This window comes from Pseudomonas sp. PSPC3-2 (genome assembly GCF_049897085.1).
Lineage (GTDB): Bacteria > Pseudomonadota > Gammaproteobacteria > Pseudomonadales > Pseudomonadaceae > Aquipseudomonas > Aquipseudomonas paraveronii.
Window position 1 is genome coordinate 1 of the sequence record NZ_JAFCVO010000028.1, and the last position, 15,838, is coordinate 15,838.

At 59.2% G+C, this 15,838-nt stretch carries 14 protein-coding genes, 1 tRNA gene and 1 pseudogene; 13 read left to right on the forward strand and 3 right to left on the reverse strand.

Going from position 1 to position 15,838, the window contains the following annotated elements; genetic code table 11:
* Positions 1-217: 217 nt before the first annotated feature.
* Positions 218-1,606, reverse strand: coding sequence for a class II fumarate hydratase (locus ACP7CJ_RS27645; RefSeq protein WP_276194126.1), 1,389 nt, complete (start codon positions 1,604-1,606; stop codon positions 218-220).
* Between the two features lie 193 nt (positions 1,607-1,799).
* Here ACP7CJ_RS27645 and ACP7CJ_RS27650 point away from each other — a divergent pair, with 193 nt between their 5' ends.
* From ACP7CJ_RS27650 to ACP7CJ_RS27680, 7 genes are all read left to right on the forward strand, one after another.
* Positions 1,800-2,318 (forward strand): DUF2059 domain-containing protein, encoded by a 519-nt coding sequence (locus ACP7CJ_RS27650; protein WP_010567461.1) that lies wholly within the window; start codon positions 1,800-1,802, stop codon positions 2,316-2,318.
* Between the two features lie 6 nt (positions 2,319-2,324).
* Entirely contained in the window at positions 2,325-2,621 is a 297-nt protein-coding gene (locus ACP7CJ_RS27655; RefSeq protein WP_426102641.1) for a BolA family protein, read from the forward strand.
* A 118-nt stretch (positions 2,622-2,739) separates the two neighbouring features.
* Positions 2,740-3,681, forward strand: coding sequence for a rhodanese-related sulfurtransferase (locus tag ACP7CJ_RS27660; RefSeq protein ID WP_276194125.1), 942 nt, complete (start codon positions 2,740-2,742; stop codon positions 3,679-3,681).
* Between the two features lie 3 nt (positions 3,682-3,684).
* On the forward strand, positions 3,685-4,320 hold the full coding sequence (locus tag ACP7CJ_RS27665) for a DsbA family protein (RefSeq protein WP_426102643.1): 636 nt from the start codon (positions 3,685-3,687) through the stop codon (positions 4,318-4,320).
* Complete coding sequence (locus ACP7CJ_RS27670; protein ID WP_426102645.1) at positions 4,313-6,130, forward strand: ABC transporter ATP-binding protein; 1,818 nt, start codon at positions 4,313-4,315, stop codon at positions 6,128-6,130. Before ACP7CJ_RS27665 ends, ACP7CJ_RS27670 begins: the two co-directional genes overlap by 8 nt.
* 71 nt (positions 6,131-6,201) lie before the next feature.
* Entirely contained in the window at positions 6,202-8,664 is a 2,463-nt protein-coding gene (locus ACP7CJ_RS27675; RefSeq protein WP_276194122.1) for an EAL domain-containing protein, read from the forward strand.
* A 78-nt stretch (positions 8,665-8,742) separates the two neighbouring features.
* On the forward strand, positions 8,743-9,513 hold the full coding sequence (locus tag ACP7CJ_RS27680) for a TenA family transcriptional regulator (RefSeq protein WP_426102677.1): 771 nt from the start codon (positions 8,743-8,745) through the stop codon (positions 9,511-9,513).
* A 21-nt stretch (positions 9,514-9,534) separates the two neighbouring features.
* Here the strand turns inward: ACP7CJ_RS27680 and ACP7CJ_RS27685 are convergent, their stop codons facing one another.
* A complete protein-coding gene (locus tag ACP7CJ_RS27685; RefSeq protein ID WP_426102647.1) occupies positions 9,535-10,461 on the reverse strand; it encodes a GGDEF domain-containing protein in 927 nt (308 codons plus the stop codon).
* A 315-nt stretch (positions 10,462-10,776) separates the two neighbouring features.
* Positions 10,777-11,919, reverse strand: a complete 1,143-nt coding sequence (gene lldD / locus ACP7CJ_RS27690; RefSeq protein WP_426102649.1) for an FMN-dependent L-lactate dehydrogenase LldD — start codon at positions 11,917-11,919, stop codon at positions 10,777-10,779.
* A 101-nt stretch (positions 11,920-12,020) separates the two neighbouring features.
* Here lldD and ACP7CJ_RS27695 point away from each other — a divergent pair, with 101 nt between their 5' ends.
* The 6 genes and pseudogenes from ACP7CJ_RS27695 to ACP7CJ_RS27720 all read left to right on the forward strand — a co-directional run bounded on the left by ACP7CJ_RS27695 (position 12,021) and on the right by ACP7CJ_RS27720 (position 15,828).
* The gene (locus ACP7CJ_RS27695) at positions 12,021-12,905 is read left to right on the forward strand and encodes a LysR family transcriptional regulator (RefSeq protein ID WP_276194118.1); all 885 of its coding nucleotides are present in this window, start codon (positions 12,021-12,023) and stop codon (positions 12,903-12,905) included.
* A gap of 85 nt (positions 12,906-12,990) precedes the next feature.
* Positions 12,991-13,066: transfer RNA gene (locus tag ACP7CJ_RS27700), tRNA-Asn, on the forward strand.
* A gap of 21 nt (positions 13,067-13,087) precedes the next feature.
* A pseudogene (locus tag ACP7CJ_RS27705) lies at positions 13,088-13,216 on the forward strand (ParA family protein); the annotation flags it as partial.
* 200 nt (positions 13,217-13,416) lie between these two features.
* Complete coding sequence (locus ACP7CJ_RS27710) at positions 13,417-14,223, forward strand: isocitrate lyase/PEP mutase family protein (RefSeq protein WP_426102651.1); 807 nt, start codon at positions 13,417-13,419, stop codon at positions 14,221-14,223.
* Positions 14,224-14,331: 108 nt separating this feature from the next.
* Positions 14,332-15,423, forward strand: a complete 1,092-nt coding sequence (locus tag ACP7CJ_RS27715; protein WP_276194112.1) for a bifunctional transcriptional activator/DNA repair enzyme AdaA — start codon at positions 14,332-14,334, stop codon at positions 15,421-15,423.
* 219 nt (positions 15,424-15,642) lie between these two features.
* Positions 15,643-15,828: a ribbon-helix-helix protein, CopG family gene (locus tag ACP7CJ_RS27720; RefSeq protein ID WP_019694382.1), complete on the forward strand. Its 186-nt coding sequence runs from the start codon at positions 15,643-15,645 to the stop codon at positions 15,826-15,828.
* Positions 15,829-15,838 lie beyond the last annotated feature (10 nt).

The window sequence follows — 15,838 nt, forward strand, 5'->3', positions numbered from 1 at the left end:
GCACCTCGCCTAGGCTCGGTGTGCCCGAACGCAGGCTTGAATCCGTGGGCCGCCGTCATGGGCCATCCATGGCCCAGGACGGCTAACCCGGCGTCCTGCCGGGTTACCCACGGATTCAAACCTGCGTTCGGCCAGCGTGGTTTAACGGGGCGCCTAAGATCAAGATCAAAAGCAGATCAAGAGCAAGAGCAAAGCAAAAGCACGTGCTGCGCTGCGCTTAGTGTCCGGCCTCCAGCATGTTTTCCGGGCGTACCCATTGGTCGAACTGTTCGTCGGTCAGGTAGCCCAGGTCCAGCGCGGCTTCTCTTAGGGTCAGGCCTTCGGCGTAAGCCTTTTTGGCGATCTGCGCGGCTTTGTCGTAGCCGATGTGCGGGTTGAGTGCGGTCACCAGCATCAGCCCGCGTTCCAGGTGCGCGGCCATTTGTTCGGCGTCGGGCTCGAGGCCTGCGATGCAGTGTTCCTGGAAGTTGTTGCAGCCGTCGGCCAGCAAGCGGATCGACTCCAGCAGGTTATGGATGATCACCGGTTTGTACACGTTCAACTGCAAATGCCCCTGGCTGGCGGCAATGCCGATGGTTACGTCGTTGCCCAGGACCTGGCAGGCGAGCATCGACAGCGCTTCGCACTGGGTCGGGTTGACCTTGCCGGGCATGATCGAGCTGCCCGGTTCGTTGGCCGGCAGTTTGACTTCTGCCAGCCCGGCGCGGGGGCCGGAGCCCAGCAAGCGCAGGTCGTTGGCGATTTTCATCAGGGCCACGGCCAGGGTTTTCAGGGCGCCGTGCAGGGTCACCAGCGGTTCGTGGCCGGAGAGGGCGGCGAATTTGTTGGGTGCGGTCACGAACGGCAGGCCCGACAAGGCCGCCAGTTCGGCGGCAATCGCCTCGCCAAAGCCGTGGGGCGAGTTGAGCCCGGTGCCGACGGCGGTGCCGCCCTGGGCCAGTTCGCACACCTGGGGCAGGGCGCTGCGGATCGCGCGTTCGGCGTAATCGAGTTGGGCGATAAACGCCGAGAGTTCCTGACCAAACGTGATCGGCGTGGCATCCATCATATGGGTGCGACCGGTCTTCACCAGCTTCATATGGCGTGCCGACAATTCCGCCAGCCCGCCGGACAGGTGCGTGATCGCGGGCAGCAGTTGCTGGTTGACTGCCTGCACCGCCGCGATGCTCATGGCGGTGGGGAAGCAGTCGTTGGAACTCTGTGAGCGGTTCACATGATCGTTCGGATGCACCGGGCTCTTGCCGCCGCGGGCCTTGCCCGACAGCTCGTTGGCGCGCCCGGCGATCACTTCGTTGGCGTTCATGTTGCTCTGGGTGCCGCTGCCGGTCTGCCACACCACCAGCGGGAACTGGTCGTCATGCTGCCCGTCGAGCACTTCGTCGGCGGCCTGTTCGATCAGGCGCGCGATGTCGGCAGGCAGGTCGCCATTGCGGCTGTTGACCCGCGCGGCGGATTTCTTGATCAGGGCCAGGGCGTGCAGTACCGCGAGGGGCATGCGCTGCTCGCCGATGGCGAAGTTCACCAGTGAGCGTTGGGTCTGCGCGCCCCAGTAAGCGTCATCCGGGACTTGGACTTCTCCCAGGCTGTCGGTTTCGATACGGCTCATCGGGCACACTCCTTCAGGTTCGTTTGCGCAGTTTAGGCCGTGATCGACCCAGGGGGTTCCCTAAAAGACTTTTCATCGGATTCATCCACCGCAAATCCAGGCCCGACAAGGCCTGGGGTTGAGCCGCGAGGTTTTTTAGGCGCAGAATGGGCGCCCTTGGGGTCTGACCTCGCCTGCTAGAAAAGGAAACTCGATGACTCGTCTTCGTGCCATCTGTACCGCGGTTGCTCTGGTTTGCGCCAGCGGCCAGGTTTTTGCCGATACCGCCAGCCACAACGCCAGTGCCGAAGCCTTCCTTACCCTGGCCCACGCTGACAAGCTGGGGACCCCGGTGTACATGCAAGTGCAGCAAATGTTCGCCCAGCGTTTCGAACAGACCAAAGCGCCGGCCGCCAAGCAGTCCGTACTGGACAGCTACCAGGCCAAGGCCAATGCCGCCCTGGACCAAGCCATCGGCTGGCCAAAACTGAAACCGGACATGGTCAAGCTCTACACCAGCAACTTCAGCGAATCCGAGCTCAAGGACCTGGTTGCGTTCTACCAATCTCCATTGGGTAAGAAAGTCCTGGAAAAAATGCCGCAGTTGACCCAGCAATCGGCCCAGATGACTCAGGCCAAGCTGGAAAGCGCCGTGCCGGTGGTGAACAAGCTGTTGGAAGACATGACCAACGAGCTGACACCTAAAGCCGCCGCTCCGGCCAAGAAGAAGTAAGCAGGAATGACCATGCAACAGCGTATCGAAACGGCGCTTGCCGCCCTGGGCCCGGACCACTTGAGCGTGCTGGACGAAAGCCACATGCACAGCCGTGGGCTACAGACCCACTTCAAGGCCGTGCTGGTCAGCCAGCAGTTCGAAGGGCTTAACCGCGTCAAGCGCCACCAGAAGGTCTACGCCACCCTGGGTGACCTGATGAGCGAGTTTCATGCGCTGGCGCTGCATACCTACACGCCTGAAGAATGGGCGAAAATCGACGTAGCCCCGGCCTCGCCGACCTGCGCCGGCGGCCATAGCTGATGACCGGGTGTTTCTGACCCCCCGCATTTGCTAGAATCCGCAACGCGCCGCTTAGCCGGCGCGTTTTTTTTGCATCCGGTTCACCCCTTACGAGGGTAGCCACCTGGAGAGAACACCCATGACTCAACCGATTGTCGTGGCGGCACTGTATAAGTTCGTCACCCTCGAAGACTACGTCGCCCTGCGCGAGCCCTTGCTGCAGGCGATGGTCGACAACGGCATCAAAGGCACCTTGCTGATCGCCGAAGAAGGCATCAACGGCACCGTTTCCGGCAGCCGCGAAGGCATTGATGGCCTGATGGCCTGGCTGAAGAACGACCTGCGCATGGTCGATATCGACCACAAAGAGTCGTACTGCGACGAGCAGCCGTTCTATCGCACCAAGGTCAAGCTCAAGAAAGAGATCGTGACCCTGGGCGTCGAAGGCGTCGACCCGAACAAAAAAGTCGGCACCTACGTTGACCCACAGGACTGGAACGCGCTGATCAGCGACCCGCAGGTGCTGCTGATCGACACCCGCAACGACTACGAAGTCTCCATCGGCACCTTTGAAGGCGCGATCGACCCGAAAACCACCAGTTTTCGCGAGTTTCCCGACTACATCAAAGCCAACTTCGACCCTGCCAAGCACAAGAAAGTCGCCATGTTCTGCACCGGCGGCATTCGTTGCGAGAAGGCTTCCAGCTATATGCTCAGCGAAGGCTTCGATGAGGTTTACCACCTCAAGGGCGGCATCCTGAAGTACCTCGAAGAGGTGCCACAGGCCGAGACCAAATGGCAGGGCGACTGCTTTGTGTTCGACAACCGCGTGACCGTGCGCCACGACTTGAGCGAAGGTGACTACGATCAATGTCATGCCTGCCGCACACCGGTTAGTGTGGAAGATCGTACATCCGAGCACTACGTGGCGGGCATCAGTTGTCCACATTGCTGGGATAAGCTATCGGAGAAAACCCGTCGCAGCGCGATCGACCGGCAAAAGCAGATTGAACTGGCCAAGGCCCGCAATATGCCGCACCCGATTGGCTTCAACTACAAGCAAACCCCTTCCGAGGTCTGAGCCATGTCTGCGCGCCTGCTCTATGTGATGGACCCGATGTGTTCCTGGTGCTGGGGCTTTGCCCCGGTGGCCGAGGCGTTGGTCGAGCAGGCCCAGGTGGCCGGCGTGGAGCTGCACCTGGTGGTGGGCGGCTTGCGCACCGGCAGCGGCGCGGCGCTGGAGCCGGCGACACGGCGCTACATCCTGGAACACTGGCAGGCGGTCACCGACGCCACCGGGCAGACGTTCAAGCGTGACGGCGCGCTGCCTGAAGGTTTTGTCTACGACACTGAGCCGGCGTGCCGCGCCATCGTCACCGCGCGCAGCCTGGCGCCGGATTGCGCGTGGAAGCTGCTGGGGCTGATCCAGCATGCGTTTTATGTCGAGGGGCGCGACGTGACCCTCGCCAGTGTTCTGGTGGAACTGGCGGAAAAAGCCGGCATACCGCGCATCGAGTTCGCCGGGGCGTTTGACCGCGCCGAGCAGCACGCCGCCACCGCCGCCGATTTCACCTGGGTGCAGGATTTGGGGATCGCCGGTTTTCCGACGCTGCTGGCCGAGCGCAATGGCCAGTTGGCCTTGCTGACCAACGGCTACCAGCCGCTGTCCGCGCTGTCGCCGCTGCTCGCCCGCTGGCTGGAGCGAGCTGCCTGTGCCTGACCAGCCTGACGCCGAGCCCACCCACCACATTGATCGACTGACCTGGGCGGAAATACGCCGCCTGGCCTTGCGTCACAAAAAATCCCTGTGGGTCGCCAATGGTGTCGCCGTGCTGGCGACCCTGTGCAGCGTGCCCATCCCCCTGCTGTTGCCCCTGCTGGTTGACGAAGTGCTGCTGGGCCATGGCGATGCCGCGCTCAAGGTGATGAACCACGCGCTGCCCCTGGGCTGGCAGAAAGCTGCCGGTTATATCGGCCTGATGCTGCTGGTGACCCTGACCCTGCGCTGCGGTGCGCTGGTGTTCAACGTGGTGCAGGCGCGTTTGTTTGCGCGACTGGCCAAGGACATCGTCTACCGCATCCGGGTGCGCCTGATCGAGCGGCTCAAGCGCATTTCCCTCGGCGAGTACGAAAGCCTCGGCAGTGGCACCGTCACCACGCACCTGGTCACCGACCTGGATACGCTGGACAAATTCGTCGGCGAAACCCTCAGCCGTTTCCTGGTGGCCATGTTGACCCTGGTCGGCACCTCGGCGATTTTGGTGTGGATGCACTGGCAACTGGCGTTGCTGATCCTGCTGTTCAACCCGCTGGTGATCTATGCCACGGTGCAGTTGGGCAAGCGCGTCAAGCACCTGAAGAAACTCGAAAACGACAGCACCTCGCGCTTCACTCAGGCGTTGACCGAAACCCTCGACGCCATTCAGGAGGTCCGTGCGGGCAATCGCCAGGGCTTTTTCCTTGGCCGCCTCGGCCAGCGGGCCCGTGAAGTGCGTGACTATGCCATTCACTCCCAATGGAAAACCGACGCCTCCAGCCGCGCCAGCGGTTTGCTGTTCCAGTTCGGCATCGACATTTTTCGCGCGGCCGCCATGCTCACCGTGCTGTTTTCCGACCTGTCCATCGGCCAGATGCTCGCGGTGTTCAGCTACCTGTGGTTCATGATCGGCCCGGTGGAGCAGTTGCTGAACCTGCAATACGCCTACTACGCGGCGGGCGGGGCGCTGACGCGGATCAACGAGCTGCTGGCCCGTGCCGATGAGCCGCAATATGCCGGCGGCGCAGACCCGTTCACCGGGCGCGAAACGGTCGGTATTGACGTGCGTGGCCTGACGTTCGGCTATGGCGAAGACCGGGTGCTCGACCAGTTGAACCTCAGCATCGAGCCCGGTGAGAAGGTGGCGATTGTCGGCGCCAGCGGCGGTGGCAAAAGTACCCTGGTGCAACTGCTGCTGGGGTTGTACACACCGCAGGCGGGGAGTATTCGTTTCGGCGGTGCAACCCAGCAGGAAATCGGCCTGGAGACCATCCGCGAGCACGTCGCGGTGGTGCTGCAACACCCCGCGCTGTTCAACGACACCGTGCGTGCCAACCTGACCATGGGCCGCAATCGCAGTGACCAGGCCTGTTGGCAGGCGCTGGAAATCGCCCAGTTGGAGGCGACCGTCAAGGCCTTGCCCCTGGGCCTGGACAGTGTGGTGGGGCGCTCCGGCGTGCGCTTTTCTGGTGGCCAGCGCCAACGCCTGGCGATTGCGCGCATGGTCTTGGCCGAGCCCAAGGTGGTGATCCTGGACGAGGCGACCTCGGCCCTGGACGCTGCCACCGAGTACAACCTGCACCAGGCGCTGGCGCGGTTTCTCAGTGGGCGCACTACCCTGATCATTGCCCATCGACTCTCGGCGGTGAAACAAGCTGATCGGGTACTGGTGTTCGACGGTGGGCATATCGCCGAGGACGGTGACCATCAGCAACTGATCGCGGATGGCGGCCTATACGCCAAACTTTACGGACACTTGCAACAAGTGCGTTGATTTAGCCTACGCTGTGCTATCAGGAGCGGATGTCCGCGCGCGTATTTGGCTGTGCATGTGCAAGGGACTTCATGAAGCAGAAGCGGACTCTCGGAACGCCAAGGCTGTTGGGCATTGTCTGGCCCTTTATCGCCGTCGTATTGTTCCAAGTATTATTAGGTTGCATCAGTCTATATGTGCTTTCAGCGGTGCGCGTCTATGTGGCCGGCGAGAGTCTTTGGTCCAAGGGCCAGAAAGACGCCATCTACTATCTGACGCTGTACGCCGATAATCGCGACGAGGCCACCTACCTCAAATACCAACAAGCCATTGCCGTGCCTCAGGGCGGGCATGAGTTGCGTATCGCACTGGACCGCCCGGCCCCCGACCTCAACGCGGCGCGCCAGGGGATCATCAAGGGCGGCAACCACCCGGATGACGTCTCCAGTGTGATCTGGCTGTATCTCAACTTTCGCCATTTCAGTTACTTGGAAAAAGCCATCGAACGGTGGGCCGTGGGCGATGGCTATCTGGTCCAGCTGGACGACCTGGCCCAGGCGATGCACCGGGCGATCACCACCAGCCAGGTCCGTGATGACGATGTGCGGCAATGGAAGGCGCAAATATTTGCCATCAACGACGGCGTGACGCCGGCGGCAAAGGCGTTCAGCGATGCCCTGGGTGAAGGCTCGCGTTTCATCCTGCGGCTGTTGCTGATCACCAACCTGGCCACGGCACTGTGCCTGATCGCCCTGGCGCTGCTGCGTACCTATAAGTTGTTGACGCAGCGGCACGCCTTCGCCGATGCCCTGCAAGTGGAGAAGGAGCGGGCACAGATCACCCTGGAGTCGATCGGCGATGGCGTGATCACCACCGATGTCGATGGCGCCATTACCTACATGAACCCGGCCGCCGAGGCACTGACGCGTTGGACATCGGCCCGTGCCCAGGGCCAGCCCTTGGCGGCACTGTTCAACCTACTCGATGACGATGCCCAGCCCGATGCTTTCGCCCTGATCGAACACATCACCAAGGGCCACTTGAGTGGCGGCAGCGAACACTCCAAAACCATCCAGCGCCTGGACGGCAGTACCGTCTCGGTGACATTGGTGGGCGCGCCGATCCGCAGTGCCGGCAAAGTCAGCGGTGCGGTGCTGGTGCTGCACGACATGACCCAGGAACGGCAATACATCGCCAATCTTTCGTGGCAGGCGACCCATGACGCATTGACCGGCCTGGCCAACCGTCGTGAGTTCGAGTTCCGCTTGGAACAGGTGCTGCAACACGTCGGGCGTGAGCACAACGGGCGGCATGCCTTGATGTTCCTCGACCTGGACCAGTTCAAGCTGGTCAACGACACCTGCGGCCATGCGGCAGGCGACGAGCTGTTGCGGCATATCTGCGCACTGCTGCAATCGGATCTGCGGGACGGCGACACCCTGGCGCGCCTGGGCGGTGATGAGTTCGGTATCCTACTGGAGAACTGCCCGGCGACGGTGGCGGAAAAAATCGCCGAAAGCCTGCGCCACACCGTGCAGAACCTGCATTTCGTGTGGAAGGGCCGGCCATTCATGACCACCGTTAGCATTGGCCTGGTGCATATTTCACAGATCCCGACCACCCTGGAAACGTCGCTGCGCGCCGCCGACATGGCCTGCTATATGGCCAAGGAAAAGGGCCGCAACCGCGTGCAGGTCTACCATCCCGACGACTCCGAACTGTCCCTGCGCTTCGGCGAGATGGCCTGGGTGCAACGCTTGCACATGGCTTTGGAAGAAAACCGCTTTTGCCTGTACTCGCAGGAAATCTCGCCCCTGGGGCACACCGACGCCGGCAGTGGGCACATTGAAATCCTGCTGCGGATGCACGACGAGTCCGGCCGGATCATCCTGCCCGACAGTTTTATTCCGGCCGCCGAACGTTACGGGTTGATGAGCTCCCTGGATCGCTGGGTGGTGGACAACGTGTTCAACCTCATTGCCCGCTGCATGCATGAGCGCCCGGGCCGGCCCATGGCTATGTGTGCGATTAATCTGTCAGGCATAACTATTGGTGATGACGCTTTTCTCGGTTTTTTACGCGAGAAGTTTGCGGCTTACAGTGTTCCGCCAGAAATGATTTGTTTTGAAATAACTGAAACCTGCGCTATTGCAAATTTAGGCAGCGCAATTCGCTTTATTAATGAACTCAAAGAGTTAGGTTGCCATTTCTCACTCGATGACTTCTGCGCCGGAATGTCCTCATTCGCTTATCTGAAACATTTACCTGTAGACTTCTTGAAGATCGATGGAAGTTTCGTAAAGGATATGCTGGACGACCCGATTAACCGCGCCATGGTCGAAGTGATCAACCACATCGGCCACGTCATGGGTAAACGCACAATTGCCGAGTTTGTTGAAACGCCGCACATCGAACAGGCTCTACTTGAGATCGGTGTGGATTACGCTCAGGGCTACGTGATTGAACGCCCGCAATTGTTTACCTTTGATAGCTTGCAGTGTCGACCTGTGCGGCCGCAGCCTCTGTTATTCAAGGCGCCCGGCACATTCCGCTGAAACATTTGCTGGTCTGTACAATCACACTTAAAAAGGAGCCTTACAGTGATCGACACCTTCAACAGAACCGGCCCGCTTATGGAAGCCTCGAGTTACCCCGCCTGGGCGCAGCAATTGATCCAGGGCTGTAGCGAAAGCAAGCGCCGAGTTGTCGAGCACGAACTGTATCAGCGCATGCGTGATAACACGCTGAGCGCCAAGACCATGCGCCAATACCTGATCGGTGGCTGGCCCGTGGTTGAACAGTTTGCCTTGTACATGGCACAGAACCTCACCAAGACCAAGTTTGCCCGTCATCCTGGCGAGGACATGGCGCGGCGTTGGCTGATGCGCAATATTCGGGTGGAATTGAACCACGCCGACTATTGGCTGCATTGGGCCGGCGCCCACGGCGTCAGCCTCCAAGAGCTGCAAGCACAGAACGTAGCGCCGGAACTGCACGCACTGAGTCATTGGTGCTGGCACACCAGTTCGGCCGATTCGTTGATCATTGCGATCGCCGCCACCAACTACGCCATCGAGGGCGCGACGGGGGAGTGGTCCGCGTTGGTGTGTTCCACCGGCGTTTATGCCGCAGCCTTCCCAGAGGAAGACCGCAAGCGCGCAATGAAGTGGCTGAAGATGCATGCCCAGTACGACGATGCCCACCCTTGGGAAGCACTGGAAATCATTTGCACGTTGGCCGGCATGAACCCCAGCCGACAACTGCAGGCAGAGCTGCGCCAGGCCGTGTGCAAGAGCTACGACTACATGTACTTGTTCCTGGAAAGCTGCATGCGCCTGGAGAACGAAAAGCCTGCGGCCGCGACTGTTCGCGAGCGCCTGGTGCGCGTCGCCAGCGAAGCGTGATGTAAAACGCGTGGCGGGGATCTACCCCGCCATTGCCAAGCGGTTGCGACCTTCGCGCTTGGCTACATACAGGGCGCTGTCGGCCCGGCGCAAGAGGCTTTCGGCAGACTCGCCAGCCAACAACGTCGCGCAGCCCAGACTCACCGTCAGATCGATGCGTATGTCATCCGCCCAATATTCCTGGGTCTGTGCCGCCTGGCGCAGCCGCTCGCCGACGATCGCCGCCGCTTCCCGGCCGGTGTTGGAGAGCAGGACCAGAAACTCTTCCCCGCCAAACCGGAACACCATGTCCATATTGCGTAGCTGGCCCTTGATTGACGCGGCCACGGCGCGCAGTACCTTGTCGCCGACCGCATGGCCGTGAGTGTCGTTGACGCGTTTGAAGTGATCGATGTCGAGCATCAGCAGGGACAACGGGTTCGAGTGTCGCCGCGCCATGTCGATTTCGCGCTGCAGGGTCTGGTCCATGGCGATGCGGTTGCCGGTTTCGGTCAACGGGTCACGCAGGGCGCTGCGGGTGGCGGCGCGATAGAGCAGGGCGTTGCGCATCGGGTAGAGCAGGGTGGCGAGCAGGGATTCTAGCTGACCCAGTTCTTCCTCCAAAAAGCGTTGGTTGCGACGGAATACCAGCTCGCCCAAATGTTCGCCTTCATGGCTCAAGGCGTAGCTCACCGAATGATGGCCGCGATGGCCGAATTCCAGGCGTAGGTCGCTGGGCTGATGGACGTAGTGCATAGCGTCAAGGGGCACCAGGCGCTGGATCTCGCGAAAGAACAGGCCGAGGATGCGTTGCGGTTCCAGGCTGGTCTGCAATTGCAGGCCCAGTTGTTGGCGCAGTTGAACAACCGTGGTGGGGCGGTGCGGGAGAGAGGATGGCTGACCAAAGCCCAGGCGTTGCAATTTGGCACTGTCAAAGTCGATTGCGTGAGTCTGGGGCGGGGTTTTCATAAGCAGTCGGCCTCTAAGCACTTAGCTGTCTTACAGGCTCGATGCGAGTGGCGAGTACCAAGCGTCTTACTGTTCCTTCAGTTCCGTAAAACATTGGAAACAGTTTAAACCGCTTTGCCAGGGGTTATAACCCCTGGGCACTGCCACACGTCTTGTCATCGCATAACCTGCTTGAAAGGGTTAGAGCGAGATTCATGCCACTTTGTTGTTTTTTAATAAAATCCTTATAAATCAAAGGGTATTCAGTATGTCAAAAACAGCCGCTGCAGCTTAATGTCAGTTATTTGGCAGGTTGATGGCAGGTTGATGGCAGTTTTACACGCCGTGCTGAACCAAGGTGCTCGGGTCGATCTGCTCAATCGATGTCACACCGGTCAGTGTCATGGCCACACGCATTTCCTTGGCGAAGATATCCAGCAGGTTTTCCACCCCGTGCTGGCCATCGGCGGCCAGCGCATAGGCGGTCGAGCGCCCCAGCAGACACGCTTTGGCGCCCAGGGCGAGCATGCGCACTACGTCGAGCCCGGAGCGAATGCCGGAGTCCACCAGCACTGTCAGGTCGTCGCCTACCGCTTGGGCAATCGGCGGCAGTGCCTTGGCAGTGGAGAGCACGCCGTCCAATTGGCGGCCACCATGGTTGGAGACCACGATGCCATCGGCTCCGAAGCTCACCGCGTCCTTGGCGTCCTGCGGGTCGAGGATGCCCTTGATAATCATCGGGCCTTTCCAGAACTCACGTATCCACTCCAGGTCTTTCCAACTGATCGACGGGTCGAAGTTGTTGGCCAGCCAGCCGACGTAATCTTCAAGGGTGGTGGGCTTGCCCAGGTACTTGGAGATATTGCCCAGGTCGTGCGGGCGGCCCATCACGCCAACATCCCATGCCCATTGTGGTTTGGTGACGGCCTGCAGCATCCGGCGCGCCGAGGCATACGGTCCGGACATGCCCGAGTGCGCATCCCGGTAACGTGCGCCCGGCGTCGGCATATCGACGGTGAACACCAGCGTCGTCACCCCGGCGGCCTGCGCCCGTTCCAGCGCATTGCGCATAAAGCCGCGGTCCTTGAGCACATAGAGCTGGAACCAGATCGACTGCGCGCTTTGCGACGCCACTTCCTCAATCGAGCACACCGACACTGTCGACAGGCAGAAGGGAATCCCCTTGTTGGCCGCCGCCTTGGCCGCCTGCACCTCGCCGCGCCGCGCGTACATGCCGGTCAAGCCCACTGGGCTGAGGATGATCGGCATGGCGTGTTCCTGACCGAACAACGTGGTCTTCAGACTCAGGCTATCCACGTTGCGCAGAATGCGCTGGCGCAGGCTGATCTCGGCCAGGTCCGAACTGTTGGCGTGCATTGTGTGTTCGGCGTAGGCGCCGCCGTCGATGTAGTCGAACAGGAAGCGCGGCAGCTTGCGCTTGGCGGCAGCACGGTAATCGGATGCCGACGAAATGATCATGAACAGTGTCTCCGCAGGGCAAAGGGGGATTACGGTAAGCAAACATCTGGCATGATAAAAACAACTTTTATCGCTAGCGTCCAGTCGCAAAAGGAATACCGATGAACCTGAGAACACTGCGTGTCTTCGTCGAGGTGGTGCGTCAGGGCGGGTTTTCCCAGGCGGCGCAGGTGGTGTCGCTGACCCAGTCGACGGTGAGCAAGGCGGTCAAGACCCTGGAAGACGAGCTGGGCGCGCCGCTGCTTAATCGCCTCGGCCACAAGAATGAACTTACCGCCGCCGGCGAAATTGCCTACCGCCGCGCCCTGGTGCTGCTCGCCGAGCGCAGCGACCTGGTCGCCGAGATCAACGACCTGCGCGAGCTCAAGCGTGGCCTGCTGCGTATCGGCCTGCCGCCAGTGGGATGCGGCGTACTGTTCGCGTCCATGTTTGCGACCTACCGCAACCGCTACCCGGACATCGATATCGAACTCACCGAGCACGGCAGCAAAAAACTGCGCGAATGCCTGGAAGCCGGGGAGGTCGATCTGGCGGCCCTGCTACTGCCGGTGGACGAAGGCTTCGACTACCAGCCCGTGCGCAATGAGCCACTGATGGCCGTGCTGCCCATGAGCCATCCGCTCGCGCGGCGCAAGCGCATCGACTTCACCGACCTCGCGGATTCACCGTTCATTCTGTTCGAAGCCGGTTTTGCCCTGAACGCATTAATCCTCACCGCCTGCGAACGCAAGGGCGTGACGCCCAGGGTGACCGCCCGCAGCGGGCAGATCGACTTCATCGTCGACCTGGTGGCGGCAGGGCTGGGCGTCGCCTTCCTGCCACGCATGCTCGCGCTCAAGCACCAGCACGCCGGCATCGCGCTGATTCCTTTGGACGAACCCCACACCGACTGGCACATCGCCCTGGCCTGGCGCGCCAGCGCCCACCTGCCACCGGCAGCCCGGGCCTGGCTGGACTTGGCCAAGGAAATGGCCGTCGCGGGATAGAGGCGCACGCCAACTGTCCGAATGCGCCGATCAGGCGCTACGGAGTGCTTGACTTATCCTTTTTAATCAGTAACATACGGCAAATTCCGCGATAGCTCAGTTGGTAGAGCAAATGACTGTTAATCATTGGGTCCCTGGTTCGAGTCCAGGTCGTGGAGCCAGATAGGGAAAAGCCTGCAGCGATGCAGGCTTTTTTTTGCCTTGGATTTGACCCAGCAACCCAAGGCGGGTCGGGTAAGACCACGGTTGGCGCCAATCTGGGCGGATTTTGCGCCGATGCAGGCATCCGCACACGGCTCATCGATCTTGATACCTGATCCGCGCGATAAGTGGATGTGTACGGCAACATCGTGCAGCAGACTTTAGAGGTAGGTATTCCGCGCTCTCTAGCCAGCAAAAAATCGTATTCGCTAGCACTCAAATCACTGTCGATTTCTCGGTGGAGACGTCGTTGTAGTCAGCTTACGATAGCGCGATCTGCACCTGTCTTCTCTCGCCGGGGTACTACTGAATGACGCGACTAAGTACGGTTTTCCGTAACCTTCACCAGGATAATTTGTTGGTACTTGCCAACGTGGGTGATGCCGGCAGCGCACGTATTGTCGAGAGCGTGGGGAGTAAGGCGGTAGCGACCAGCAGCGCCGCTGTGGCTTGGGCGAATGGTTACCAAGATGGTAATCAGCTTCCCCTGAAATTGTTGACTACTACAGTGGAGTCAATGGTTCGTGTGCTGACAGTACCCCTCACAGTCGATGTCGAAGGTGGCTACTCCGACGATCTTGAATCGGTTGCCAAAGTCATTGATTGCGTGGTTAGGGCTGGGGCCGTTGGAATCAACATTGAAGACGGTGCGGGGAGCATCGATCTGATTTTGCGAAAAATCGAAGTGGCAAAGAAGGTGGCAAGCACACGCGGGATCGATCTGTTCGTGAACGTACGAACTGACGTGTATCTCAGATGTTTGGTAGCACCAGAACGACAACTGGCAGAAACCATTTCCCGTGCATCGTTGTTTGAGCAAGCCGGTGCTGACGGCTTTTTTGCAGCTGCAATGGTTGAGGAGTACGACATTGCCACGCTGTGCGAGGCAACTAGATTACCTGTCAACCTGCTTTCTTGGAGCGGCCAACCAGAGATACATGAATTGGCGAGACTAGGCGTCAAACGACTAAGCGCAGGTTCCAGCATTGCTGAGTTCTTATTGGGTGCAAACAACGCGCTCGCCAAGAGTTTCTTGCGCACGGGAAGGCTTTTTGAGCACCCATTGGACGCATTTACATACAGCGATCTGAATGGCCTTATGGCAAAAACCAACTGAGCCAAGATTAATCATTCACGTATTAATCTGTAATCCGCCTGAAAATTGCCACTGTTTCCCACGTCTAAAAATGATGTTCACGCCCAATGCAGGATGAGGCTACGGTCTATGAGATCTTACAACAACGATCTTCCGCCCAGAGGCGAGATGGTCAGCGCGATGCTGTGTAGCGACAGCGCCTATGAGGGCGTTTTTTTTACGGCTGTCAAAACTACAGGTATCTTTTGCCGCCCTACGTGTGGAGCACGCAAGCCAAAACCCGAGAATGTAGAGTTTTTTTCGCAGGCGAACGAAGCTATGGCAGCAGGCTATCGGCCGTGCTTACGATGCAAGCCGTTGGATCTCGCAGCTACCGCGCCAGATTGGGTCAAGGGTCTACTAGCCTCTATATCTGCATCGCCTGATGCTCGCTGGAGTGATGCTGAACTAACTAAGCGTGGTATCGACCCGCTACGGTTACGCAGGTGGTTCAAACAAAATTTTGGTATGACTTTTCATACATGGATGCGTTCCAGAAGGCTCGGTATTGCCTTAGGTCGCATTGCTGTGGGCGAAACGCTGGATAACACGGCTTTTGACTTAGGGTACGAGTCATTAAGTGGCTTTAGAGATGCCTTCAAAAAAACATTTCAAATTTCCCCTGGCAAGTCGGCCGAAACGTCGCTCCTGCTATATCGCCATCTGACTACGCCATTGGGGCCGATGATTGCTATGGCAGAGGAGCGAGGTTTGGTGCTCCTCGAATTTCTTGACCGCCCGGCGCTCACTGCTGAGTTAAATGAATTGCGTGGGCGTTATGGGTATTCAATTGCACCGGGCGAGCATCCCCACATCAAGCAGATCGAAGTGCAGCTGAAACTTTATTTTGATGGAACGCTAAAAAAGTTTTCAGTACCGCTGCACATGCCAGGCAGTTCTTTTGACAGGCTTGTGTGGGCAGCGCTTCTAAAAATCGACTATGGAACCATTTCAACCTACGGTGCCGTCGCTGGGAGCATCGGCAAGCCAGGTGCAAGCCAAGCGGTGGGCAATGCAAATGGACACAATCGCCTGTCCATTGTCGTCCCCTGTCACCGTGTCATAGCGACAAATGGTGCGCTCGCCGGATATGGCGGCGGACAGCCACGGAAAGAGTTTTTACTGCGTTTGGAAAAAACTGCTTTGCAGATGACGCAGCAGCATGAATTCCTATTGAATTAGTTACTAATCAGAATATACGCAGACACAGCTACGCCTCAGATTGTCTTTCTGTAAGCATTCGGGAGCACTCCTTGGCGAGCGTCTGGTTGACCCGGTAATCCAGGCGACCAACGTGATTTGCAGGAAGCCGTCTCACGTCTGGAAGCTAACCGGTGACAAATGAATGTCCGACTATTATAATTTGATTATCATTGATCGATTTAGGGTACAGGCCATTCCATGGAAAATAAGACTGCACGATTAACGGTGCTCATTGATCCCGTCAAGAAAAAAGCCCTTGAGGAGCTTTGTGCGTCTCAGGATCTGACGCCTTCTCAGGTCGTTCGTCAGCTTATTAGGGACTACCTGGAGACGCATGGCGTGTCCTACGCGACCAAAAGCAAAATTGCGGCCAATGGCAAATAATTCATCCCTG

Excerpts from the sequence above, each read along its gene's own strand:
- ACP7CJ_RS27660 (WP_276194125.1), top strand. The coding sequence starts at position 2,740 with ATGACTCAACCGATTGTCGTGGCGGCACTGTATAAGTTCGTCACCCTC.
- ACP7CJ_RS27665 (WP_426102643.1), top strand. The coding sequence starts at position 3,685 with ATGTCTGCGCGCCTGCTCTATGTGATGGACCCGATGTGTTCCTGGTGC.
- ACP7CJ_RS27695 (WP_276194118.1), top strand. The coding sequence starts at position 12,021 with ATGAACCTGAGAACACTGCGTGTCTTCGTCGAGGTGGTGCGTCAGGGC.
- ACP7CJ_RS27655 (WP_426102641.1), top strand. The coding sequence starts at position 2,325 with ATGACCATGCAACAGCGTATCGAAACGGCGCTTGCCGCCCTGGGCCCG.
- ACP7CJ_RS27720 (WP_019694382.1), top strand. The coding sequence starts at position 15,643 with ATGGAAAATAAGACTGCACGATTAACGGTGCTCATTGATCCCGTCAAG.
- ACP7CJ_RS27715 (WP_276194112.1), top strand. The coding sequence starts at position 14,332 with ATGAGATCTTACAACAACGATCTTCCGCCCAGAGGCGAGATGGTCAGC.
- ACP7CJ_RS27680 (WP_426102677.1), top strand. The coding sequence starts at position 8,743 with ATGGAAGCCTCGAGTTACCCCGCCTGGGCGCAGCAATTGATCCAGGGC.
- ACP7CJ_RS27645 (WP_276194126.1), bottom strand. The coding sequence starts at position 1,606 with ATGAGCCGTATCGAAACCGACAGCCTGGGAGAAGTCCAAGTCCCGGAT.
- ACP7CJ_RS27675 (WP_276194122.1), top strand. The coding sequence starts at position 6,202 with ATGAAGCAGAAGCGGACTCTCGGAACGCCAAGGCTGTTGGGCATTGTC.
- ACP7CJ_RS27685 (WP_426102647.1), bottom strand. The coding sequence starts at position 10,461 with ATGAAAACCCCGCCCCAGACTCACGCAATCGACTTTGACAGTGCCAAA.
- ACP7CJ_RS27710 (WP_426102651.1), top strand. The coding sequence starts at position 13,417 with ATGACGCGACTAAGTACGGTTTTCCGTAACCTTCACCAGGATAATTTG.
- ACP7CJ_RS27650 (WP_010567461.1), top strand. The coding sequence starts at position 1,800 with ATGACTCGTCTTCGTGCCATCTGTACCGCGGTTGCTCTGGTTTGCGCC.
- lldD (WP_426102649.1), bottom strand. The coding sequence starts at position 11,919 with ATGATCATTTCGTCGGCATCCGATTACCGTGCTGCCGCCAAGCGCAAG.